At 71.3% G+C, this 18,782-nt stretch carries 17 protein-coding genes; 1 reads left to right on the forward strand and 16 read right to left on the reverse strand.

The window, feature by feature from the left end; genetic code table 11:
• Window positions 1–29 precede the first annotated feature (29 nt).
• The 6 genes from carB to pyrR form a co-directional block, all read right to left on the reverse strand.
• Entirely contained in the window at window positions 30–3,347 is a 3,318-nt protein-coding gene (gene carB, locus ABZ370_RS19975) for a carbamoyl-phosphate synthase large subunit (protein WP_358622421.1), read from the reverse strand.
• Window positions 3,340–4,479 carry a glutamine-hydrolyzing carbamoyl-phosphate synthase small subunit gene (gene carA / locus ABZ370_RS19980; protein WP_358622424.1) on the reverse strand — a complete coding sequence of 380 codons (1,140 nt, stop codon included), beginning with the start codon at window positions 4,477–4,479 and terminating at the stop codon, window positions 3,340–3,342. The genes carB and carA overlap by 8 nt, the downstream gene beginning before the upstream one ends.
• The gene (locus ABZ370_RS19985) at window positions 4,476–5,102 is read right to left on the reverse strand and encodes a hypothetical protein (RefSeq protein WP_358622427.1); all 627 of its coding nucleotides are present in this window, start codon (window positions 5,100–5,102) and stop codon (window positions 4,476–4,478) included. Before ABZ370_RS19985 ends, carA begins: the two co-directional genes overlap by 4 nt.
• Window positions 5,099–6,394 (reverse strand): dihydroorotase, encoded by a 1,296-nt coding sequence (locus ABZ370_RS19990; RefSeq protein ID WP_358622429.1) that lies wholly within the window; start codon window positions 6,392–6,394, stop codon window positions 5,099–5,101. Before ABZ370_RS19990 ends, ABZ370_RS19985 begins: the two co-directional genes overlap by 4 nt.
• 2 nt (window positions 6,395–6,396) lie before the next feature.
• Entirely contained in the window at window positions 6,397–7,377 is a 981-nt protein-coding gene (locus ABZ370_RS19995; RefSeq protein ID WP_358622431.1) for an aspartate carbamoyltransferase catalytic subunit, read from the reverse strand.
• Window positions 7,378–7,518: 141 nt separating this feature from the next.
• On the reverse strand, window positions 7,519–8,103 hold the full coding sequence (pyrR, locus tag ABZ370_RS20000; RefSeq protein WP_358622433.1) for a bifunctional pyr operon transcriptional regulator/uracil phosphoribosyltransferase PyrR: 585 nt from the start codon (window positions 8,101–8,103) through the stop codon (window positions 7,519–7,521).
• A gap of 221 nt (window positions 8,104–8,324) precedes the next feature.
• Here pyrR and bldD point away from each other — a divergent pair, with 221 nt between their 5' ends.
• On the forward strand, window positions 8,325–8,825 hold the full coding sequence (gene bldD / locus ABZ370_RS20005) for a transcriptional regulator BldD (protein WP_014056259.1): 501 nt from the start codon (window positions 8,325–8,327) through the stop codon (window positions 8,823–8,825).
• A 146-nt stretch (window positions 8,826–8,971) separates the two neighbouring features.
• Here bldD and nusB read toward each other — a convergent pair whose 3' ends face one another.
• The 10 genes from nusB to ruvX all read right to left on the reverse strand — a co-directional run bounded on the left by nusB (window position 8,972) and on the right by ruvX (window position 18,782).
• The gene (gene nusB / locus ABZ370_RS20010) at window positions 8,972–9,430 is read right to left on the reverse strand and encodes a transcription antitermination factor NusB (protein ID WP_358622436.1); all 459 of its coding nucleotides are present in this window, start codon (window positions 9,428–9,430) and stop codon (window positions 8,972–8,974) included.
• A 2-nt stretch (window positions 9,431–9,432) separates the two neighbouring features.
• Complete coding sequence (efp, locus tag ABZ370_RS20015) at window positions 9,433–9,999, reverse strand: elongation factor P (RefSeq protein WP_358622439.1); 567 nt, start codon at window positions 9,997–9,999, stop codon at window positions 9,433–9,435.
• A 96-nt stretch (window positions 10,000–10,095) separates the two neighbouring features.
• Window positions 10,096–11,202 (reverse strand): aminopeptidase P family protein, encoded by a 1,107-nt coding sequence (locus ABZ370_RS20020; RefSeq protein WP_358622442.1) that lies wholly within the window; start codon window positions 11,200–11,202, stop codon window positions 10,096–10,098.
• A 90-nt stretch (window positions 11,203–11,292) separates the two neighbouring features.
• Entirely contained in the window at window positions 11,293–12,240 is a 948-nt protein-coding gene (locus tag ABZ370_RS20025) for an AAA family ATPase (protein ID WP_358622445.1), read from the reverse strand.
• Window positions 12,241–12,508: 268 nt separating this feature from the next.
• Entirely contained in the window at window positions 12,509–13,618 is a 1,110-nt protein-coding gene (gene aroB, locus ABZ370_RS20030; protein ID WP_358622447.1) for a 3-dehydroquinate synthase, read from the reverse strand.
• Window positions 13,615–14,097 carry a shikimate kinase gene (locus tag ABZ370_RS20035; RefSeq protein ID WP_358622847.1) on the reverse strand — a complete coding sequence of 161 codons (483 nt, stop codon included), beginning with the start codon at window positions 14,095–14,097 and terminating at the stop codon, window positions 13,615–13,617. Before ABZ370_RS20035 ends, aroB begins: the two co-directional genes overlap by 4 nt.
• A gap of 83 nt (window positions 14,098–14,180) precedes the next feature.
• Window positions 14,181–15,365 carry a chorismate synthase gene (gene aroC, locus ABZ370_RS20040; protein WP_358622449.1) on the reverse strand — a complete coding sequence of 395 codons (1,185 nt, stop codon included), beginning with the start codon at window positions 15,363–15,365 and terminating at the stop codon, window positions 14,181–14,183.
• A 189-nt stretch (window positions 15,366–15,554) separates the two neighbouring features.
• Window positions 15,555–16,397, reverse strand: a complete 843-nt coding sequence (locus ABZ370_RS20045) for a shikimate dehydrogenase (RefSeq protein WP_358622452.1) — start codon at window positions 16,395–16,397, stop codon at window positions 15,555–15,557.
• Between the two features lie 8 nt (window positions 16,398–16,405).
• Window positions 16,406–18,226: an endolytic transglycosylase MltG gene (gene mltG / locus ABZ370_RS20050; RefSeq protein ID WP_358622455.1), complete on the reverse strand. Its 1,821-nt coding sequence runs from the start codon at window positions 18,224–18,226 to the stop codon at window positions 16,406–16,408.
• Window positions 18,227–18,317: 91 nt separating this feature from the next.
• Complete coding sequence (gene ruvX / locus ABZ370_RS20055) at window positions 18,318–18,782, reverse strand: Holliday junction resolvase RuvX (protein WP_358622457.1); 465 nt, start codon at window positions 18,780–18,782, stop codon at window positions 18,318–18,320.

Here is an 18,782-nt window from a genome sequence, read left to right on the forward strand (position 1 = left end):
GACACCGGCCGGTGTCCCCCTCCTGCGCCTCACTCCTCGCGGGCGGCGGTCAGATGTTCCGCGTGTTCCTGGAGCGACCGGACGCCGACCGAGCCCCGGCCGAGCGCCTCGATGCCCTGGACGGCGGCGGCGAGGGCCTGGACGGTGGTCAGGCACGGGACGCCGCGGGCGACGGCCGCCGTACGGATGTCATAGCCGTCGAGACGGCCGCCGGTGCCGTACGGGGTGTTGACGATGAGGTCGACGTCCCCGTCGTGGATGAGCTGGACGATGGTCTTCGTACCGTCCGGCCCCTCCCCCTCGCTCTGCTTGCGGACGACGGTGGCGTTGATGCCGTTGCGCTTGAGCACCTCCGCCGTGCCCGAGGTGGCCATCAGCTCGAAGCCGAGGGCGACCAGCTCCCGGGCCGGGAAGATCATCGAGCGCTTGTCGCGGTTGGCGACGGAGACGAAGGCGCGCCCCTTGGTGGGCAGCGCCCCGTACGCCCCGGCCTGCGACTTGGCGTAGGCCGCGCCGAAGACCGAGTCGATGCCCATGACCTCGCCGGTGGAGCGCATCTCCGGGCCGAGGATGGTGTCCACACCGCGCCCCGAGGCGTCGCGGAACCGCGACCAGGGCATCACGGCTTCCTTGACGGAGATCGGCGCGTCCAGCGGCAGGGTGCCGCCGTCGCCGGTCGCGGGCAGCAGGCCCTCGGCGCGCAGCTCGGCGACGGTCGCGCCCAGCGAGATCCGGGCGGCGGCCTTGGCCAGTGGTACGGCGGTGGCCTTGGAGGTGAAGGGGACCGTGCGGGAGGCGCGCGGGTTCGCCTCCAGGACGTACAGGATGTCCCCGGCCATCGCGAACTGGATGTTGATCAGTCCGCGGACGCCGACACCACGCGCGATGGCCTCGGTGGAGGCGCGCAGCCGCTTGATGTCGAAGCCGCCGAGGGTGATCGGGGGCAGCGCGCACGCCGAGTCGCCGGAGTGGATACCGGCCTCCTCGATGTGTTCCATGACGCCGCCGAGGTACAGCTCCTGGCCGTCGTAGAGCGCGTCGACGTCGATCTCGATCGCGTCGTCGAGGAAGCGGTCGATGAGCACCGGGTGCTCGGAGATGAGGCCCGCGTGGCGCTCCAGGTACGCGGCGAGCGAGGGCTCGTCGTAGACGATCTCCATGCCGCGGCCGCCCAGCACGTAGGACGGGCGGACCATGACCGGGTAGCCGATCTCGGCGGCGATGCCCTTGGCCTGCTCGAAGGAGAACGCGGTGCCGTACTTGGGGGCGGGCAGTCCGGCCTCGGTCAGCACCCGGCCGAAGGCGCCGCGCTCCTCGGCGAGGTTGATGGCCTCGGGCGAGGTGCCGACGATGGGCACGCCGTTGTCCTTGAGGGCCTGGGCCAGGCCCAGCGGGGTCTGGCCGCCGAGCTGGACGATCACACCGGCGACCGGGCCCGCCTGCTGTTCGGCGTGGACGATCTCCAGGACGTCCTCCAGGGTGAGCGGCTCGAAGTAGAGCCGGTCGGAGGTGTCGTAGTCGGTGGAGACGGTCTCCGGGTTGCAGTTGACCATGACGGTCTCGTAGCCGGCGGCGCTCAGCGCGAAGGAGGCGTGGACGCACGAGTAGTCGAACTCGATGCCCTGGCCGATGCGGTTCGGGCCGGAGCCCAGGATGATCACGGCGGGCTTCTCGCGCGGCGCGACCTCGGACTCCTCGTCGTAGGAGGAGTAGAAGTACGGGGTCCTGGCGGCGAACTCGGCGGCGCAGGTGTCGACCGTCTTGTAGACGGGCCGGACGCCGAGCGCGTGCCGCACCTCGCGGACCACGTCCTCGCGCAGCGAGCGGATTCCGGCGATCTGGGCGTCGGAGAAGCCGTGCCGCTTGGCCTCGGCGAGCAGCTCCGGGTCCAGCTTGTCGGCGGCCGCCAGCCCGTCCGCGATCTCCTTGATCAGGAAGAGCTGGTCCACGAACCAGGGGTCGATCTTCGTGGCGTCGAAGACCTCCTGCGGGGTGGCCCCGGCGCGGATCGCCTCCATGACCGTGTTGATCCGGCCATCGGTGGGGATGTCGGCCCGCTCCAGCAGCTCGGCCTTCTTCCCGGGGTCGGGCTCGCCGGTGAAGTCGAACTGGCTGCCCTTCTTCTCCAGCGAGCGCAGCGCCTTCTGCAGCGCCTCGGTGAAGTTGCGGCCGATGGCCATGGCCTCGCCGACCGACTTCATGGTGGTGGTGAGGCGGGCGTCGGCGGCCGGGAACTTCTCGAAGGCGAACCGCGGCACCTTGACCACGACGTAGTCGAGCGTGGGCTCGAAGGACGCCGGGGTCTTCTCGGTGATGTCGTTGGGGATCTCGTCCAGCGTGTAGCCGACGGCCAGCCGGGCGGCGATCTTCGCGATCGGGAAGCCGGTGGCCTTGGAGGCCAGCGCGGAGGAGCGGGAGACACGCGGGTTCATCTCGATGACGATGACCCGGCCGTCCTCGGGGTTGACCGCGAACTGGATGTTGCAGCCGCCGGTGTCGACGCCGACCTCGCGGATGACGGCGATGCCGATGTCCCGCAGCACCTGGTACTCGCGGTCGGTCAGCGTCATCGCCGGGGCGACGGTGATCGAGTCGCCGGTGTGCACGCCCATGGGGTCGAAGTTCTCGATGGAGCAGACGACCACGACGTTGTCGTGCTTGTCGCGCATCAGCTCCAGCTCGTACTCCTTCCAGCCCAGGATCGACTCCTCCAGCAGCACCTCGGTGGTGGGCGAGAGGTTCAGGCCCTGGCCCGCGATGCGGCGCAGCTCGTCCTCGTCGTGCGCGAAGCCGGACCCGGCGCCGCCCATGGTGAAGGACGGGCGGACGACGACGGGGTAGCCGCCGAGCCCCTCGACGCCCCCGAGGACGTCGTCCATGGTGTGGCAGATGACCGAGCGGGCGGACTCGCCGTGGCCGATCTTGGCGTGGACGGCCCTGACGACCTCCTTGAACAGGTCGCGGTCCTCGCCCTTGTTGATCGCCTCGACATTGGCGCCGATCAGCTCGACGCCGTAGGTGTCGAGGGTGCCCGCCTCGTGCAGGGAGATGGCCGTGTTCAGGGCGGTCTGGCCGCCGAGGGTGGGCAGCAGCGCGTCGGGGCGCTCCTTGGCGATGATCTTCTCGACGTACTCCGGGGTGATCGGCTCGACGTACGTGGCGTCGGCGATCTCCGGGTCGGTCATGATCGTGGCCGGGTTGGAGTTGACCAGGATGACCCGCAGGCCCTCGGTCTTCAGCACCCGGCAGGCCTGGGTGCCGGAGTAGTCGAACTCGGCGGCCTGGCCGATGACGATCGGGCCGGAGCCGATGACCAGAACGGACTGGATGTCGGTGCGCTTAGGCACGCTGGCCCTCCATCAGGGTGACGAAGCGGTCGAACAGGTACCCGGCATCGTGCGGGCCCGCGGCGGCTTCCGGGTGGTACTGGACGCTGAAAGCGGGGCGGTCGAGCAGGCGCAGCCCCTCGACCACGTTGTCGTTGAGGCAGACGTGGGAGACCTCGGCCCGCCCGTAGGGGGTGTCGCTGGGCGCGTCGAGCGGGGCGTCCACGGCGAAGCCGTGGTTGTGCGCGGTGACCTCGACCTTGCCGGTGGTGCGGTCCTGCACCGGCTGGTTGATGCCGCGGTGGCCGTACTTCAGCTTGAAGGTGCCGAAGCCGAGCGCGCGGCCCAGGATCTGGTTGCCGAAGCAGATGCCGAACAGCGGGGTGGACCGCTCCAGGACCGCCTGCATGAGGGAGACCGGGTGGTCGGCGGTGGCCGGGTCGCCGGGGCCGTTGGAGAAGAACACGCCGTCCGGGTTCACCGCGTAGACGTCGTCCACGGTGGCGGTGGCGGGCAGGACGTGCACCTCGATGCCGCGCTCGGCCATCCGGTGCGGGGTCATGCCCTTGATGCCCAGGTCGACGGCGGCGACGGTGAACCGCTTGGTGCCGATCGCGGGAACGACGTACGTCTCCTGGGTCGCCACCTCGCGGCTCAGGTCGGCGCCCTTCATCTGCGGTGCGGCCCGCACCCGGGCGAGCAGCGCGGCCTCGTCGGCGACCGCCTCGCCGGAGAAGATGCCGACGCGCATGGCGCCGCGCTCGCGCAGATGGCGGGTGAGGGCGCGGGTGTCGACGCCGCTGATACCGACGACGCCCTGGGCGGTCAGCTCGTCGTCCAGCGAGCGCCGGGAGCGCCAGTTGGACGGGGTGCGGGCGGGGTCGCGCACCACGTAGCCGGAGACCCAGATGCGCCCGGACTCGGGGTCCTCGTCGTTGACGCCGGTGTTCCCGATGTGCGGCGCGGTCATGACGACGACCTGGCGGTGGTAGGACGGGTCGGTCAGGGTCTCCTGGTAGCCGGTCATCCCGGTGGAGAACACGGCCTCGCCGAAGGTCTCCCCCACGGCCCCGTAGGCGCGGCCACGGAAGGTGCGGCCGTCCTCCAGGACGAGAACGGCGGGGGTCTGGGCCCCCTTGGTGGAGGTCGTCATCGTGCGCCTTCCTGGTTGTGCTCTGGGTTGTGCTCTGTGTTCGTGACGTTCTTGACGCCGTGCTCGACGTCGTCGTTGACGTCCAGCGCCTCGACCCAGGCCGCGTGCTCGGCGGCGTGGTCGGAGCGGAAACCGGAGTCGATCTGCCGGTCGCCGAGCTGCCAGGTGACGATCAGCAGCCCGCCCTCGGCGAGGACCTTGCCCGCGATGCCCTTGTCGAGCCGGGCGCCGCGCAGGCTTCCGGCGGGGATGAAGAAGTCCTGGGCGCCGGGTCGTAGGACGCTCACGCCCTGGTCGGTCAGGGTCAGCTCGACGCGGCTGCGGGTGCCCAGGCCATGGGCCACGATGCGGTCGAGCCACTGTCCGGCGGTGGTGGAGCCGTGGTAGCGGCCGGTGAGGGTCAGCTTCGCGGGGCCCGGTTCGGCCGGGGGCCCGGGCAGCTCGGGGAGATCGCCCTGGAGGGTGCCGCGCCACTTCCAGCCCTCGCGCATCAGCCAGTAGACCAGCGCGATGACGAGCAGCAGGCCGACGACCCAGCCGATGCGTGCGGCCCAGTCCGTGACGTCCTGGGACCGCTGCTCAGCTGCCAGAGGAGTCGCTGCCAGATGGGTCAGAGTTATCACGCGAGTTTCCCGTCCACGACCGTCGCCCGGCCCCGCAGGAAGGTGTGCGTCACCCGGCCCGGCAGCTCCCGGCCCTCGTAGGGGGTGTTGCGGCTGCGGGAGGCGAAGCCCGCGGGGTTCACCGCACCACGGTATGCCGAGTCCAGCAGGGTGAGGTTGGCGGGCTCCCCGGCGGCGATGGGGCGGCCCTGCCCGGTGAGGCGGCCGATGGCGGAGGGGCGGACGGCCATCCGGTCGGCGACGCCCGCCCAGTCCAGCAGCCCGGTGTCGACCATGGTGTGCTGGACGACGGACAGCGCGGTCTCCAGGCCGACCATGCCCATGGCGGCCGCGCCCCACTCGCAGTCCTTGTCCTCGTGCGGGTGCGGGGCGTGGTCGGTGGCGACGCAGTCGATGGTGCCGTCGGCCAGCGCCTCGCGCAGCGCCATGACGTCGGCCTCGGTGCGCAGCGGCGGGTTCACCTTGTAGACCGGGTCGTAGGACCGTACGAGCTCGTCGGTGAGCAGCAGGTGGTGCGGGGTGACCTCGGCGGTGACGTTCCAGCCCTTGGACTTGGCCCAGCGGACGATCTCGACCGAGCCCGCGGTGGACAGGTGGCAGATGTGCACCCGGGAGTCGACATGCGCGGCGAGCAGCACATCGCGGGCGATGATCGACTCCTCGGCGACGGCGGGCCAGCCGCCCAGGCCCAGTTCCGCGGAGACGATGCCCTCGTTCATCTGGGCACCCTCGGTGAGCCGCGGCTCCTGGGCGTGCTGGGCGATGACGCCGTCGAAGGCCTTCACGTACTCCAGGGCGCGGCGCATGATCACGGCGTCGTCGACGCACTTGCCGTCGTCGGAGAAGACCCGGACCCCGGCGGCGGACTCGTGCATGGCGCCCAGCTCGGCGAGCTTCTTGCCCTCCAGGCCGACGGTGACGGCGCCGATGGGCTGTACATCGCAGTAGCCGGACTCCGTGCCGAGCCGCCACACCTGCTCCACGACGCCCGCGGTGTCGGCTACGGGGAAGGTGTTGGCCATGGCGTGGACGGCGGTGAAGCCGCCGACCGCGGCGGCTTTGGTGCCGGTGAGGACGGTCTCGGAGTCCTCCCGGCCGGGCTCGCGCAGATGGGTGTGGAGGTCGACCAGGCCCGGCAGCAGGATCTGCCCGGCGGCGTCGATCACGGTGGCACCGTCCGCGTCGAGGCCGGTGCCGACGGCGGCGATGCGCTCGCCCTCGATCAGCACGTCCCGCGGCTCGCCGCCGAGCACCTGCGCGCCGCGCAGCAGCGTCTTGTTCGTCTCGCTCATGGTTACTGGTTCTCCTCGGTGCGGGCGGCGGTGACGGCGGGCTCGTTGCCGCCGAGCAGCAGGTACAGGACGGCCATGCGGATCGAGACGCCGTTGGCGACCTGCTCGACGGCGGTGCAGCGGTCGGAGTCGGCGACCTCGGCGGTGATCTCCATGCCGCGGTTCATCGGGCCGGGGTGCATGACGATGGCGTGCTCGGGCATCCGGGCCATCCGGTCGGCGTTCAGGCCGTAGCGGCGCGCGTACTCGCGCTCGGTGGGGAAGAATGCGGCGTTCATCCGCTCGCGCTGGACCCGCAGCATCATCACGGCGTCGGACTTGCCCACCACCGCGTCCAGGTCGTACGAGACGTCACAGGGCCAGCTCTCGACGCCGAAGGGGACGAGCGTGGGCGGGGCGACCAGGGTGACGTCGGCGCCGAGGGTGGACAGCAGGTGGACGTTGGAGCGGGCGACCCGGCTGTGCAGCACGTCGCCGACGATGGTGATCCGGCGTCCGGCCAGGTCCTGGCCCACCCCGGAGGCCCCGGAGGCCAGCCGGCGGCGCATCGTGAAGGCGTCGAGGAGGGCCTGGGTGGGGTGCTCGTGGGTGCCGTCACCGGCGTTGACGACGGAGCCGTTGATCCAGCCGGAGGTGGCGAGCCGGTGCGGAGCGCCGGAGGCGTTGTGCCGGATGACGACGGCGTCGGCGCCCATCGCCTCCAGGGTGAGCGCGGTGTCCTTCAGGGACTCGCCCTTGGAGACCGAGGAGCCCTTGGCGGAGAAGTTGATGACGTCGGCGGACAGCCGCTTGGCGGCCGCCTCGAAGGAGATGCGGGTGCGGGTCGAGTCCTCGAAGAAGAGGTTCACGACGGTGCGGCCGCGCAGGGTCGGCAGCTTCTTGATCGGCCGGTCGGCGAGCCGGGCCAGCTCCTCGGCGGTGTCGAGGATCAGGACGGCGTCGTCGCGCGAGAGGTCGGCGGCCGAGATGAGGTGACGCTTCATCCGGTTGCTCCGTGGTTGAGGAGGTGTGCGGGCGTGCGGGCGGGCGCCTGGTCGGTGCCGGGCTGTGGAGCCCTCCGCACCGGTGGTACCGCGGCCGGGTACCCGGGATCGCCGGGAGCCGTCGCCGTCGGTACCGGGGCGCTACTTTCCGTCCGCGGGGGTGGTCTCGCGCAGGCCGAGGAGCACGCTGTCGCGCCCGTCCTCCTCGGTGAGCTGGACCTTGACCGTCTCCCGCAGCGACGTGGGGAGGTTCTTGCCGACGTAGTCGGCCCGGATCGGCAGTTCCCGGTGACCGCGGTCGACGAGGACCGCGAGCTGGACGGCGCGCGGCCGCCCGATGTCACCGAGGGCGTCGAGCGCGGCGCGGATGGTGCGGCCGGAGAAGAGCACATCGTCGACGAGGACGACCAGGCGGCCGTCGACGCCGTCGTCGGGGATGTCGGTGCGGGCCAGCGCGCGGGCGGGCCGCAGCCGCAGGTCGTCGCGGTACATCGTGATGTCGAGCGAGCCGACCGGCAGCTCGCCGGGCGACCTGCCGGTGATCTCCTCCAGCCGGGCGGCCAGCCGCCGGGCGAGGAAGACACCGCGGGTCGGGATGCCGAGAAGCACCACGTCGTCGGCGCCCTTGGCGCGCTCGACGATCTCGTGGGCGATGCGGGTCAGAACGCGCGCGATGTCCGGTGCTTCCAGCACGGAACGCGCGGCGTCCGAGGTAGGTGCGTCCATGGATACGGACCTCCTTCTCCGCCTCACGGGACGGACCTTAAAGGACGTCGGATTTGCGCCATTCACAGTAGCAGGGGCGCATGGGGTGCTCACCAACACCCCTGGCGGGAGCCCCTCCGCTCCATTCGGCTTGACGAATGGAGATTACGCTACGTAACCTTCACAGTGAGTTACCAGCCGCGCGGCGGAGCCGCACGTCGATTCAGTGTCCGGGGAGCTTTATGTCCAGCGAATACGCCAAACAGCTCGGGGCCAAGCTCCGCGCCATCCGCACCCAGCAGGGCCTCTCCCTTCACGGCGTCGAGGAGAAGTCCCAGGGCCGGTGGAAGGCCGTGGTGGTGGGATCGTACGAGCGCGGCGACCGCGCCGTGACCGTCCAGCGTCTCGCCGAACTGGCCGACTTCTACGGCGTCCCGGTGCAGGAGCTGCTGCCGGGCACCAGCCCGGCCGGGGCGGCCGAGCCGCCGCCGAAGCTGGTGCTGGACCTGGAGCGACTGGCCCATGTGCCGGTCGAGAAGGCGGGCCCGCTCCAGCGGTACGCCGCCACGATCCAGAGCCAGCGCGGTGACTACAACGGCAAGGTGCTGTCGATCCGCCAGGACGACCTGCGCACCCTCGCCGTGATCTATGACCAGTCGCCGTCGGTGCTGACCGAGCAGTTGATCAGCTGGGGAGTGCTGGGCGCCGACGCGCGCCGCGCGGTCCAGCACGAGGATGTGTGACGGGCGCCCGTAGCGCTCTCGCACCCTCTCCACCAGCAGAAACGTGCCGCCGGGGGCGGTGGAAGTGCCGTACGGCCTCCACCGCCCCCGGCGGCTTTGTTGCTGACTCCTGCTGACTCCTGCTGACCGGTCGGCCTGGGCCTGGGTCAGGCCTGGGTCTCCGAGTCCTCGGTCTCCTGGTCGCGGCGCAGCCCCGGCTTCAGCTCCTTGAGCCGGCCGAGCAGACCGTTGACGAACGACGGCGAGTCGTCGGTGGAGAACTCCTTGGCGAGCTGCACCGCCTCGTCGATCACCACCGCGTCCGGAGTCGCGTCCTCCCACAGCAGCTCATAGGCACCGAGCCGCAGGATGTTCCGGTCGACGACCGGCATCCGGTCCAGCGTCCAGCCCACCGAGTAGGTGGCGATCAGCTCGTCGATCCGGGCGGTGTGCTCCGCGTACCCCTCGACGAGCTGCATCGTGTATTCGCTGACCGGCGGCTGCCGGTCGTCGGTCCGGGCGTGCCGTATCCAGTCCGCGAGGACGGTCTGAACAGAGCTGCCACGCTGGTCGGCCTCGAAAAGGATCTGAAAGGCACGCTTACGGGCCTTGTTGCGGGCAGCCACGGTTAGTTGTTCACCCGACCGAGGTACTCGCCGGAACGGGTGTCGACCTTGATCTTTTCACCGGTGGTGATGAACAGCGGGACGCCGATCTCGTAGCCGGTCTCCAGCTTGGCGGGCTTGGAGCCACCGGTCGAGCGGTCGCCCTGGATGCCCGGCTCGGTGTACTCGATCACCAGCTCGACGGCGGCGGGCAGCTCGACATACAGAGGGTTGCCCTCGTACATCGCCACGACCGCCTCGAAGCCCTCGAGCAGATACCGGGCGTTGTCGCCGACGACCTCGGGGGTGATGTAGATCTGGTCGAACGTGTCCATGTCCATGAACACAAAGCTCTCGCCGTCCTTGAACGAGAACTGCATGCCGCGCTTGTCGACGTTGGCCGTCTCGACCTTCACGCCGGCGTTGAAGGTCTTGTCGACCACCTTGCCGGACAGCACGTTCTTGAGCTTGGTACGCACGAAGGCAGGGCCCTTGCCGGGCTTGACGTGCTGGAACTCGACGACGGACCAGAGCTGGCCGCCGTCGAGCTTGAGCACAAGGCCGTTCTTGAGGTCGTTCGTGGATGCCACGGTTGCGGGATCTCCTGGACTACAGCTGGTGGAGACCAGAGAGCCGCGGTGCGCCGTTATCAGCCAATGCCTCCAGCCGGAAACTGTCAGCCAGGACTACAGCGCGAGCAGCTCTTTGGTCGTGATGGTGAGTAGCTCGGGTCCGCCGTCCGCCTCGGGGCGGACGACGAGCGTATCGTCGATCCGGACACCGCCCCGGCCCGGGAGGTGGACCCCCGGTTCGACGGTGACCGGCACACAAGCGTCCAGTTTACCCATGGCCGACGCCGAGAGCCGAGGGTCCTCGTCGATTTCGAGGCCCACACCGTGTCCGGTACGCGTCTCCAGCCCGTCCCCGTACCCCGCGGCGTCCAGCACCTGGCGGGTCGCCCGGTCCACGTCCCGGTACGCCATCCCCGGCAGCAGCGCCTCCCGTCCGGCCCGCTGAGCGGCGAAGACGAGGTCGTACAGCTCGACCTGCCAGTCCGCGGGCGAGGGGCCGATGACGAACGTACGGCCCACCTGGCAGCGGTATCCCCGGTAGTCGGCGCCCAGGCAGATGGTGAGGAAGTCGCCCTCCTCGACCCGCCGGTCGGTCGGCAGATGCCCGGCCCGGCCCGCGTGCGGCCCCGCGGCGACCACGGTGGGGAACGCCGGTCCGTCCGCCCCGTGATCCACCAGACGGCGTTCCAGCTCCAGCGCGAGATGGCGCTCGGTGCGGCCCACCAGGATCGATTCCAGCAGCTCGCCGAGCGCCTGGTCGGCCAGCTCCCCGGCGATCCGCATACAGGAGATCTCCTCGTCGTCCTTGACGATCCGCAGCTGCTCGACGGCCCGCCCCAGGTCGGCCAGGCGCAGCCGCGGGGCGGCGGTGGCGAGCGCCCGGTGGCGGGCCACGGTCAGATCGTGTTCCTCGACGGCCAGCGACTCGGCGCCGTCCGCCGCCGCCAGGTCGGCGGCGGCCACGGCCGGGTCGCCGTCCGGCCCGGACAGCATCAGAAGCCGCAGATCCTCCGGATGCGGGCCCGTCCCCGGCCCCCACGAGGACGCCTCGGGCACCACCAGGACGTCCTGGACGGGCCCGAGCAGCAGCGTGGCGCCCGGGGGCGCGTCGCCGCACAGGTAGCGCACGTTGGCGGGCCGGGAGACCAGGGCGGCCTCGCTCCCGGCCGCCGCGTACTGGTCGTGCAGGCGGGCACGTCGGGCCGCGTACACCTGGGACATGCCCCTGAGCGTACGCACTCCGCCCCGCCCCGGCCGTTCGGACGGGTCCGGATGGGTCCCGCCCCCGAGCTCTCGATCCGCCCCGGGCTTTTAGAAGGCGGGCGGGCTCGCTATGGAACGGGCCACTACCTCGTCCAGCATGCGGGCGGTGGTCTCGACGTCGTATGTCGAGTTGTCGATGATCGGCAGACCGGAGCCGTACCAGCCCGCCATGCGGCCGTGGATGCGGGCGACCTCCTCGTCGCTGAGGCGGCGGTTGCCACTGCGGGCCGCGTTCCGCTCCAGGACGATTTCGAGGCCGGGCAGCACGACCACGGGCAGGAGGCCGGGGCCGACGTGCCGCTTCCAGCCGCCGAGTCCGACGACGGGGCGGTCCGGGAAGACGGCGTCGTCGAGGATGCAGGAGATGCCGTTGGCGAGGAAGTTACGGGCGGCGAAGCCGCAGGTGCGGCGGGCGAGGCGGTACTGCGCCTCGGAGTTCTCGTTCCAGCCCGACTGGGGGTTGGCGAAGCCTGACCTGACCCATTCGCGGACGTCGTCGAGGCTGATGTGGGCGGTGGGCACCCGGCGGCGGTCGGCCCAGTGGCGGGCGACGGTGGTCTTGCCCGCTCCGGCCGGTCCGATGAGCAGCACCGCGACGGCCGCCTGCGAGGCGTCGGCCATCGCCGGGTCGGCGGGCGGATGGGGCAGCGGGACGGGCCCGCCGGGCGGGAGCTGGATGTGGCCGGTGGTGCCGGAGCGGTCGACGGACGGCCCGGGGGGCGGCTGCGGGGTGGGGTGCCCGGTCTGCGGATGGCCCGCCACCGGGGGCACGGGCGGGGCGGGCACCGGGGGCACGGGCACCGGCGGCATGGGCGCCGCGGGGTGCGCGGGCGGGGCCGGTGGGGTGGGCGCCGGAGGTACGGGCGGGGCCGGGGGGTGCGCATGGGGACCGGGGGGCTGGCTCGCACTCTGAACCCAGCCTGCGCCCTGCGGCCCGGGCCCCTGCCCCGTCGGCCGGTGGGACGGTGGCAGCGGAGCTCCCACAGCGTGCTGCATCCGGTGGCACTCCGTCTCGTACAGGCGGCAGTCGTGACGGACAACTGTCGCGTGGTGACACGGCGCTGAGGCCGCTCCTACCGAACGGTACCTGCCCAGGACCGCGCTGTGTGAACGCCTTGGAAACCCGAAGAGTGCCCGTCTCACCGCGCTAGCCAGGCAATTTGTCCGCGGTGGCCCGTAACTGCGGGCGGGTTCCGGGGTGTTCGAAAGCCCGCGGCGGTGCCGCGGGCTTCGAAGGCGATGACACAGTTGTGACGGAATCCGGTCAGCCCGCGGAGGTCTCCCGGGAGATCTCCCCGTAGGCCGCGAGCAGCACCGCCGGGTCCGGCCCTTCCAGCACGGTCGGCTTGGCGATGCCGTCCAGCACGATGAAGCGCAGCAGGTCACCGCGGGACTTCTTGTCGACCTTCATGGTCTCCAGCAGCTTGGGCCACTGGTCGCCGCGGTAGGTGAGCGGCAGGCCGACGGATTCCAGGACGGCGCGGTGCCGGTCGGCGGTGGCGTCGTCCAGGCGGCCCGCGAGACGGCCCAGTTCGGCGGCGAAGACCATGCCGACGGAGACGGCGGCGCCGTGCCGCCAGTTGTAGCGCTCGTTCTTCTCGATGGCGTGCGCGAGCGTGTGCCCGTAGTTGAGGATCTCGCGCAGGCCGGACTCCTTGAGGTCGCTGGAGACGACCTCGGCCTTGACCCGGATGGAGCGCTCGATCAGCTCGGCGGTGTGCTCACCGCCGGGGACGCGGGCGGCGGCCGGGTCCTGCTCGATCAGCTCAAGGATGGCCGGGTCGGCGATGAACCCGGCCTTGATGACCTCGGCGAGGCCGCTGATGTAGTCGTTGGCGGCCAGCGAGTCCAGCGCGGCCAGGTCGCACAGCACCCCGGCCGGGGGGTGGAAGGCGCCGACGAGGTTCTTGCCCTCGGCGGTGTTGATGCCGGTCTTGCCGCCGACCGCCGCATCGACCATGCCGAGGACGGTCGTCGGGACGGCGATCCAGCGCACCCCGCGCAGCCAGGTCGCGGCGACGAAGCCCGCGAGGTCGGTGGTCGCGCCGCCGCCGACGCCGATGATCACATCGCTGCGGGTGAAGCCGGTCTGGCCGAGCGCCTTCCAGCAGTACGCGGCGACCTCGGCGGTCTTGGCCTCCTCCGCGTTCGGCAGCTGGATCGCGATGGCGTCGTACCCCTGGTCGGCGAGGTCCTGGCGGATCGCCTCACCGGTGTCGGCCAGCGCCTCGGGGTGCAGGACGGCGACGCGCTTGACCGCGTCCCCGATGAGCCCGGGCAGCTCGCCGAGGAGCTGGCGGCCGACCAGGACCTCGTACGGCGCGGTGCCCGCGGTGCCGCCGACCTGGATGCGCGTGGGGGTTTCGGTGCTCATGCCTTCTTCAGCTCCAGTGCGTCCATGACGGCGTCGACGACCTCGTCGGGGGTACGGCCCTCGGTCGTCACGACGGCCCGGGCCACTTCGGTGTACAGCGGGCGGCGCTGCTTCATCAGCTCCCGCCAGCGCTGGCGGGGGTTGACGGCGAGCAGCGGGCGGGGGGCGTCCAGGCCGGTGCGCTTGACGGCCTCGGCGACGCCCATCTCCAGGAAGACCACCGGGAGGCCGGTGAGCAGGGCGCGGGTGTCCGGGTCCAGGATCGCGCCGCCGCCGAGCGCGAGCACACCCCGGTGACCGGCGACGGCGGTCCGCACGGCCTGCCGCTCCAGCTCGCGGAAGTGGGGCTCGCCCTCGTCGATGAAGATCTCGGAGATTTCCTTGCCCGCGGTCTCCACGATGTCGGTGTCGGTGTCGCGGAACGTGGTGTCCAGCCGCTCCGCGAGCGCCCGTCCGACGGTGCTCTTCCCGACGCCCATGGGCCCGACCAGGACCGCGGCGGGCCCCTCCGGTGCGCTGGAACCCTCCGGTGTGCCGGGTCCCTCCGGTGTGCTGGAGGCGGTCACCGGATGGCCAGGCTGTCGAGGAAGCCCTGGACGTTACGGCGGGTCTCGGCGACCGAGTCGCCGCCGAACTTTTCGGCGACCGCGTCCGCCAGCACCAGGGCCACCATCGCCTCGGCGACGATCCCGGCGGCCGGTACCGCGCATACGTCGGAGCGCTGGTGGTGGGCCTTGGTGGCCTCGCCGGTGGCGACGTCGACGGTGGCCAGCGCGCGGGGCACGGTCGCGATGGGCTTCATCGCGGCCCGCACCCGCAGCAGCTCGCCCGTGGTCAGCCCGCCCTCGGTGCCGCCGGAGCGGCCGGAGGTGCGCTTGATGCCGTCGTCGGTCGAGACGATCTCGTCGTGCGCCTGCGAGCCGGGCACCCGGGCGAGGTCGAAGCCGTCGCCGACCTCGACACCCTTGATGGCCTGGATGCCCATCAGCGCGGCGGCCAGCCGGGCGTCCAGCCTGCGGTCCCAGTGCACATGCGAGCCGAGGCCCACCGGCACGCCGTACGCCAGCACCTCGACGACGCCACCGAGGGTGTCGCCGTCCTTGTGGGCCTGGTCGATCTCGGCCACCATCGCCTTGCTCGCGTCCGCGTCCAGGCAGCGCACCGGGTCGGCGTCGAGCCGCTCGACGTCGGACGGCTCGGGGTAGACGCCGTACGGAGCCTTGGCGGCGGCCAGCTCGGTCACATGGGAGACGATCTCGATCCCGGCCGTCTCCTTCAGGTAGGAGCGGGCGACCGTGCCGAGGGCGACGCGGGCGGCGGTCTCACGGGCGCTGGCGCGCTCCAGGATGGGCCGCGCCTCGTCGAAACCGTACTTCTGCATGCCCGCGAGATCGGCGTGACCGGGGCGGGGGCGGGTCAGCGGCGCGTTGCGGGCCAGCCCGTCGAGGATCTCGGGGTCGACCGGGTCGGCGGCCATCACCTGCTCCCACTTGGGCCACTCGGTGTTGCCGACCATGATCGCGACCGGGGAGCCGATGGTCAGACCGTGCCGGACGCCGCCGATGAAGGTGACCTCGTCGCGCTCGAACTTCATCCGCGCCCCGCGGCCGTAGCCGAGACGGCGCCGCGCGAGGGCGTCCGCCACCATGTCGGTGGTGATCGGCACCCCTGCGGGCAGCCCCTCCAGCGTCGCCACAAGCGCGGGGCCGTGCGACTCCCCCGCGGTCAGCCAGCGCAACCTGCTCAACGGTGCTCCCTCATGCGTTGCCCCTCGACGTCTCGTGGCGGGACCTGGTGGGGCCTGGCCCGCCTCCTTTGATCCTCCCACGTCCGCCCGGGCGCCCGGGGCAGTGGTCCACCAGACGGACCTGCGCATGAGACACCGCGCGGGCGCCGGGCGCGGGCGGGCACGACCGGCGTCGGGCGCGGGCGGGCGTCAGGAACGGGCGGCGAGAGCCGCCTCACCCGCCTCGCGCATCGCCGCGAGCGGCGCCGGGGCGCGCCCGGTGATCTGCTCGACCTGCGGCACCGCCTGGTGGACCAGCAGGTCGAGGCCGCCGACCACCGCGCCGCCGCGCGCCGACCAGGCGGCGGCCAGCGCGGTCGGCCAGGGGTCGTAGAGGACGTCGAAGAGCGTGCCGGGACGTTCGGGGACCGACGCCGCGAGCGCGTCGGTCGTCCCGGCGGGGGTGGTGGCGATCACCAGCGGGGCGTCGAACGCCTCGGGCGCGGCGGCCCAGTCCGCCGTGCGCACCGCCACGCCCAGCCGCTCGCCCCACTGCCGCATCTCGGCGGCCCGGGCCTCACTGCGGACGTACGCGGTGACCTCGCCGTCGCAGACACGGGCGAGCGCGGCCAGGGCGGAGGAGGCGGTGGCTCCGGCGCCGAGGACGGCGGCCCGCTCCACCCGCTGGACGCCGCGCTCCCCGAGCGCCGCCACCATGCCGGGGATGTCCGTGTTGTCGCCGAGCCGTCGGCCGTCGTCGGTCAGGACGACCGTGTTGACCGCCTCCACCGAGGCCGCCGTGTCACTGATGCCGTCCAGCAGCGGGATGACCGCGCGCTTGAGCGGCATGGTCACCGAGAACCCCGCCCAGCCCTGCTCCCCCGTCTCGCCGATCCGCTCGAAGAAGCCCGGCAGCGCGGCCTCGTCCAATTCGACGGCGCCGTAAGTCCAGCCGTCGAGGCCCAGCTTCCGGTACGCGGCGTTGTGCAGCGCCGGGGACAGGGAGTGGGCGACCGGCGAACCGAGCACGGCCGCCCGGCGGATGTGCGACATGGCTTTCCTCAGTTGTTTCTGCGCTGCTTGTTGAACTTGTCGACCAACTTCTGGTGCTCCGCGTAGGTCTTGGAGAACTCGCTCGTCTTGCCGTCGAGCGAGATGAAGTAGAACCACCCGTTGTCGGTCGGGTTCACGGACGCCTTGAGCGCGTCCGCACCCGGATTACCGATGGGTCCGGGCGGCAGCCCCTTGTAGAAGTAGGTGTTGTACGGGTTGTCGTATCCCTTGATCTCGCTGAGCGAGATATCGAGCTTGCTCTGGTTCTTGATGTAGTTGTACGTCGAGTCGAATTCCAGCTTGCCATTGGTCTCGGTGTTGCCGACCTTGAGCCGGTTGTAGACCACCTCGGCCATCTGCCGGAAGTCGCTGTGGGTGATGCCCTCCGCCTGGACCAGGCTCGCCACCGTGAGCAGCTGGAGCGGGGAGTCGAGGCCCGCTTCCTTGGCCTTGCCCTCAAGGTCGATCTTCGCGTAGTTCCTCGTGGCCTCGGCGACCATCTTGCGCAGCACGTCCGCGGGTTTGGCGCTCTTGGCCACGCTGTAGCGGGACGGGTAGAGGAATCCTTCCAGCGGATCTTTGATCTTCGCATTGTCATTCGCCCAGGAAGGCAGCCCGAGGTTCTTGGCCTCCTTCTTGGCAACGCCCGCCGTGGTGCCCGCCTTGACGCCGGTCTTCTTGTCGATCGCCGCGTAGACCGTCGCGTCGCGCATGCCCTCGGTGACGATCAGGGCGTTGTTTCCCGCGGGGCTGAGCATCAGCTTCACGGCGGCCGCGCCGGACATTTCCTTGCGGAGGCTGTAGCTGCCCGGCTGGACGAACTTGCCGCTTTCCTCGACGGCTTCCACGAATGCGCCGCTGCTCTTCACCACGCCCTTTTCGGCGAGGATGCCGCCGATTTCGGCGTTGCCCGACCCGTCGGGGACCTCCACCTCGACCTGCCCGGCACCCTGGCCCGCGTAGTCCGGGGCCGGGCCGAAGCGGGTCTGCCAGAAGTCATAGGCGAAGTAGCCGCCTCCGCCGACGACACCCACCAGGACGACGGTGACGAAGAGACAGGCGACCCCGTTGCGGCCCTTGGGTTTGGACTTCGCCTTCTTGGACTCCGCCTTCGCGGACTTCTTGGACTTCTTGGACTTCTTCGAGCGGCCCTCGGAGGGGGCATCCTCGTCGTCGTCCGCCGTGCTGCCGCCGCCGTCGGCACCACTGTCGCGGAAGAACGGATGGTCGTCCGGACGGTCCTGCGGGGCCTCCCGCGGCTCCTCCGCCGCCTCCTGCGGCACCACGGGCATCTGCTGGGTCCCCCCCGGCAGCTGCGCGTCCGGCTGGGCCGCCTGCGGGGGTTCCTGCACCGCCTGCTGAGGGAAGCCCGCCTGGGCACCGCCCTGGGCCGCGTAGCCGTACGGGTCGTTGGGATCCATCCCGGCGCCGTACGAGGCGTCCCAGCCGCCGTTGTCGTATCCCTGCTGTACCTGCTGTGCCTGCTGCGCCTGCTGGTCCCAGGGTGACTGCTGTTGCTGCTGCGGGAACGGCTGGGCGTCCTGCGGGTATCCGTGCGGGTACTGCTGGTGTCCGTAGGGGTCCTGCCCGTAGAGGTCCTGGCCGTGGATGCCCGGGGCGTAGCCGTCCTGCGCGTAACCATCCCGCGCGTAGCCGTCGGGGGCGTAGCCGTCCTGCGCGTAGGGGCCCTGCCCGTAGGGATCGTTCGGGTCCTGCGGGTACGGTTCCTGACCGGTCATCGCCGGGTGCCCGCCCCATCCCTGGTCCCCGTACAACGGGTCCTCGGGATGCCACGGTTGGGAGCCGGGTCCCCGGCCGTACTCAGTCATCGAACCCCTAGCGATGGCGGTGGCAGCCGCCCAGTGCGCTCGGGGCACAAGCGATGGCTGCCATGTCGCGCGGAACGTTACCGTATCGCGATCAGATGACCACTTCGACGGCCTCGCCCGGCGCCCGGCCGGAGGCCCGCTCGGTCTCCAGCGCGCTCTGCAGAATGACGACCGCGGCTGCCTGGTCAACCACGGAACGGCCCTTCTTCGACGACACCCCGGACGCCCGGAGGCCATGCGTCGCTGTGACGGTCGTCATACGCTCGTCGACGAGCCGTACGGAGACGGGCTGGACCCGCCGCGCCAGCTCCCGGGCGAACGTGCGCACCTTGGCCGCGGCCGGCCCCTCGCGCCCGTTGAGCGAGCGCGGGAGGCCGACCACCACCTCGATGGGCTCGTACTCCTCGACGATGGCCGCCAGCCGCTTGTGGGCGGCCGGGATATCGCGTCCCGGCACGGTCTCCACGGGGGTGGCGAGGATTCCGTCGGGGTCGCACGAGGCGACCCCGATCCGGGCGTCCCCGACGTCGATGGCGATGCGCCGACCGCGTCGCAC

Origin of the sequence: Streptomyces sp. NPDC005962, from assembly GCF_040629205.1 — a bacterium.
Classification (GTDB): Bacteria; Actinomycetota; Actinomycetes; order Streptomycetales; family Streptomycetaceae; genus Streptomyces.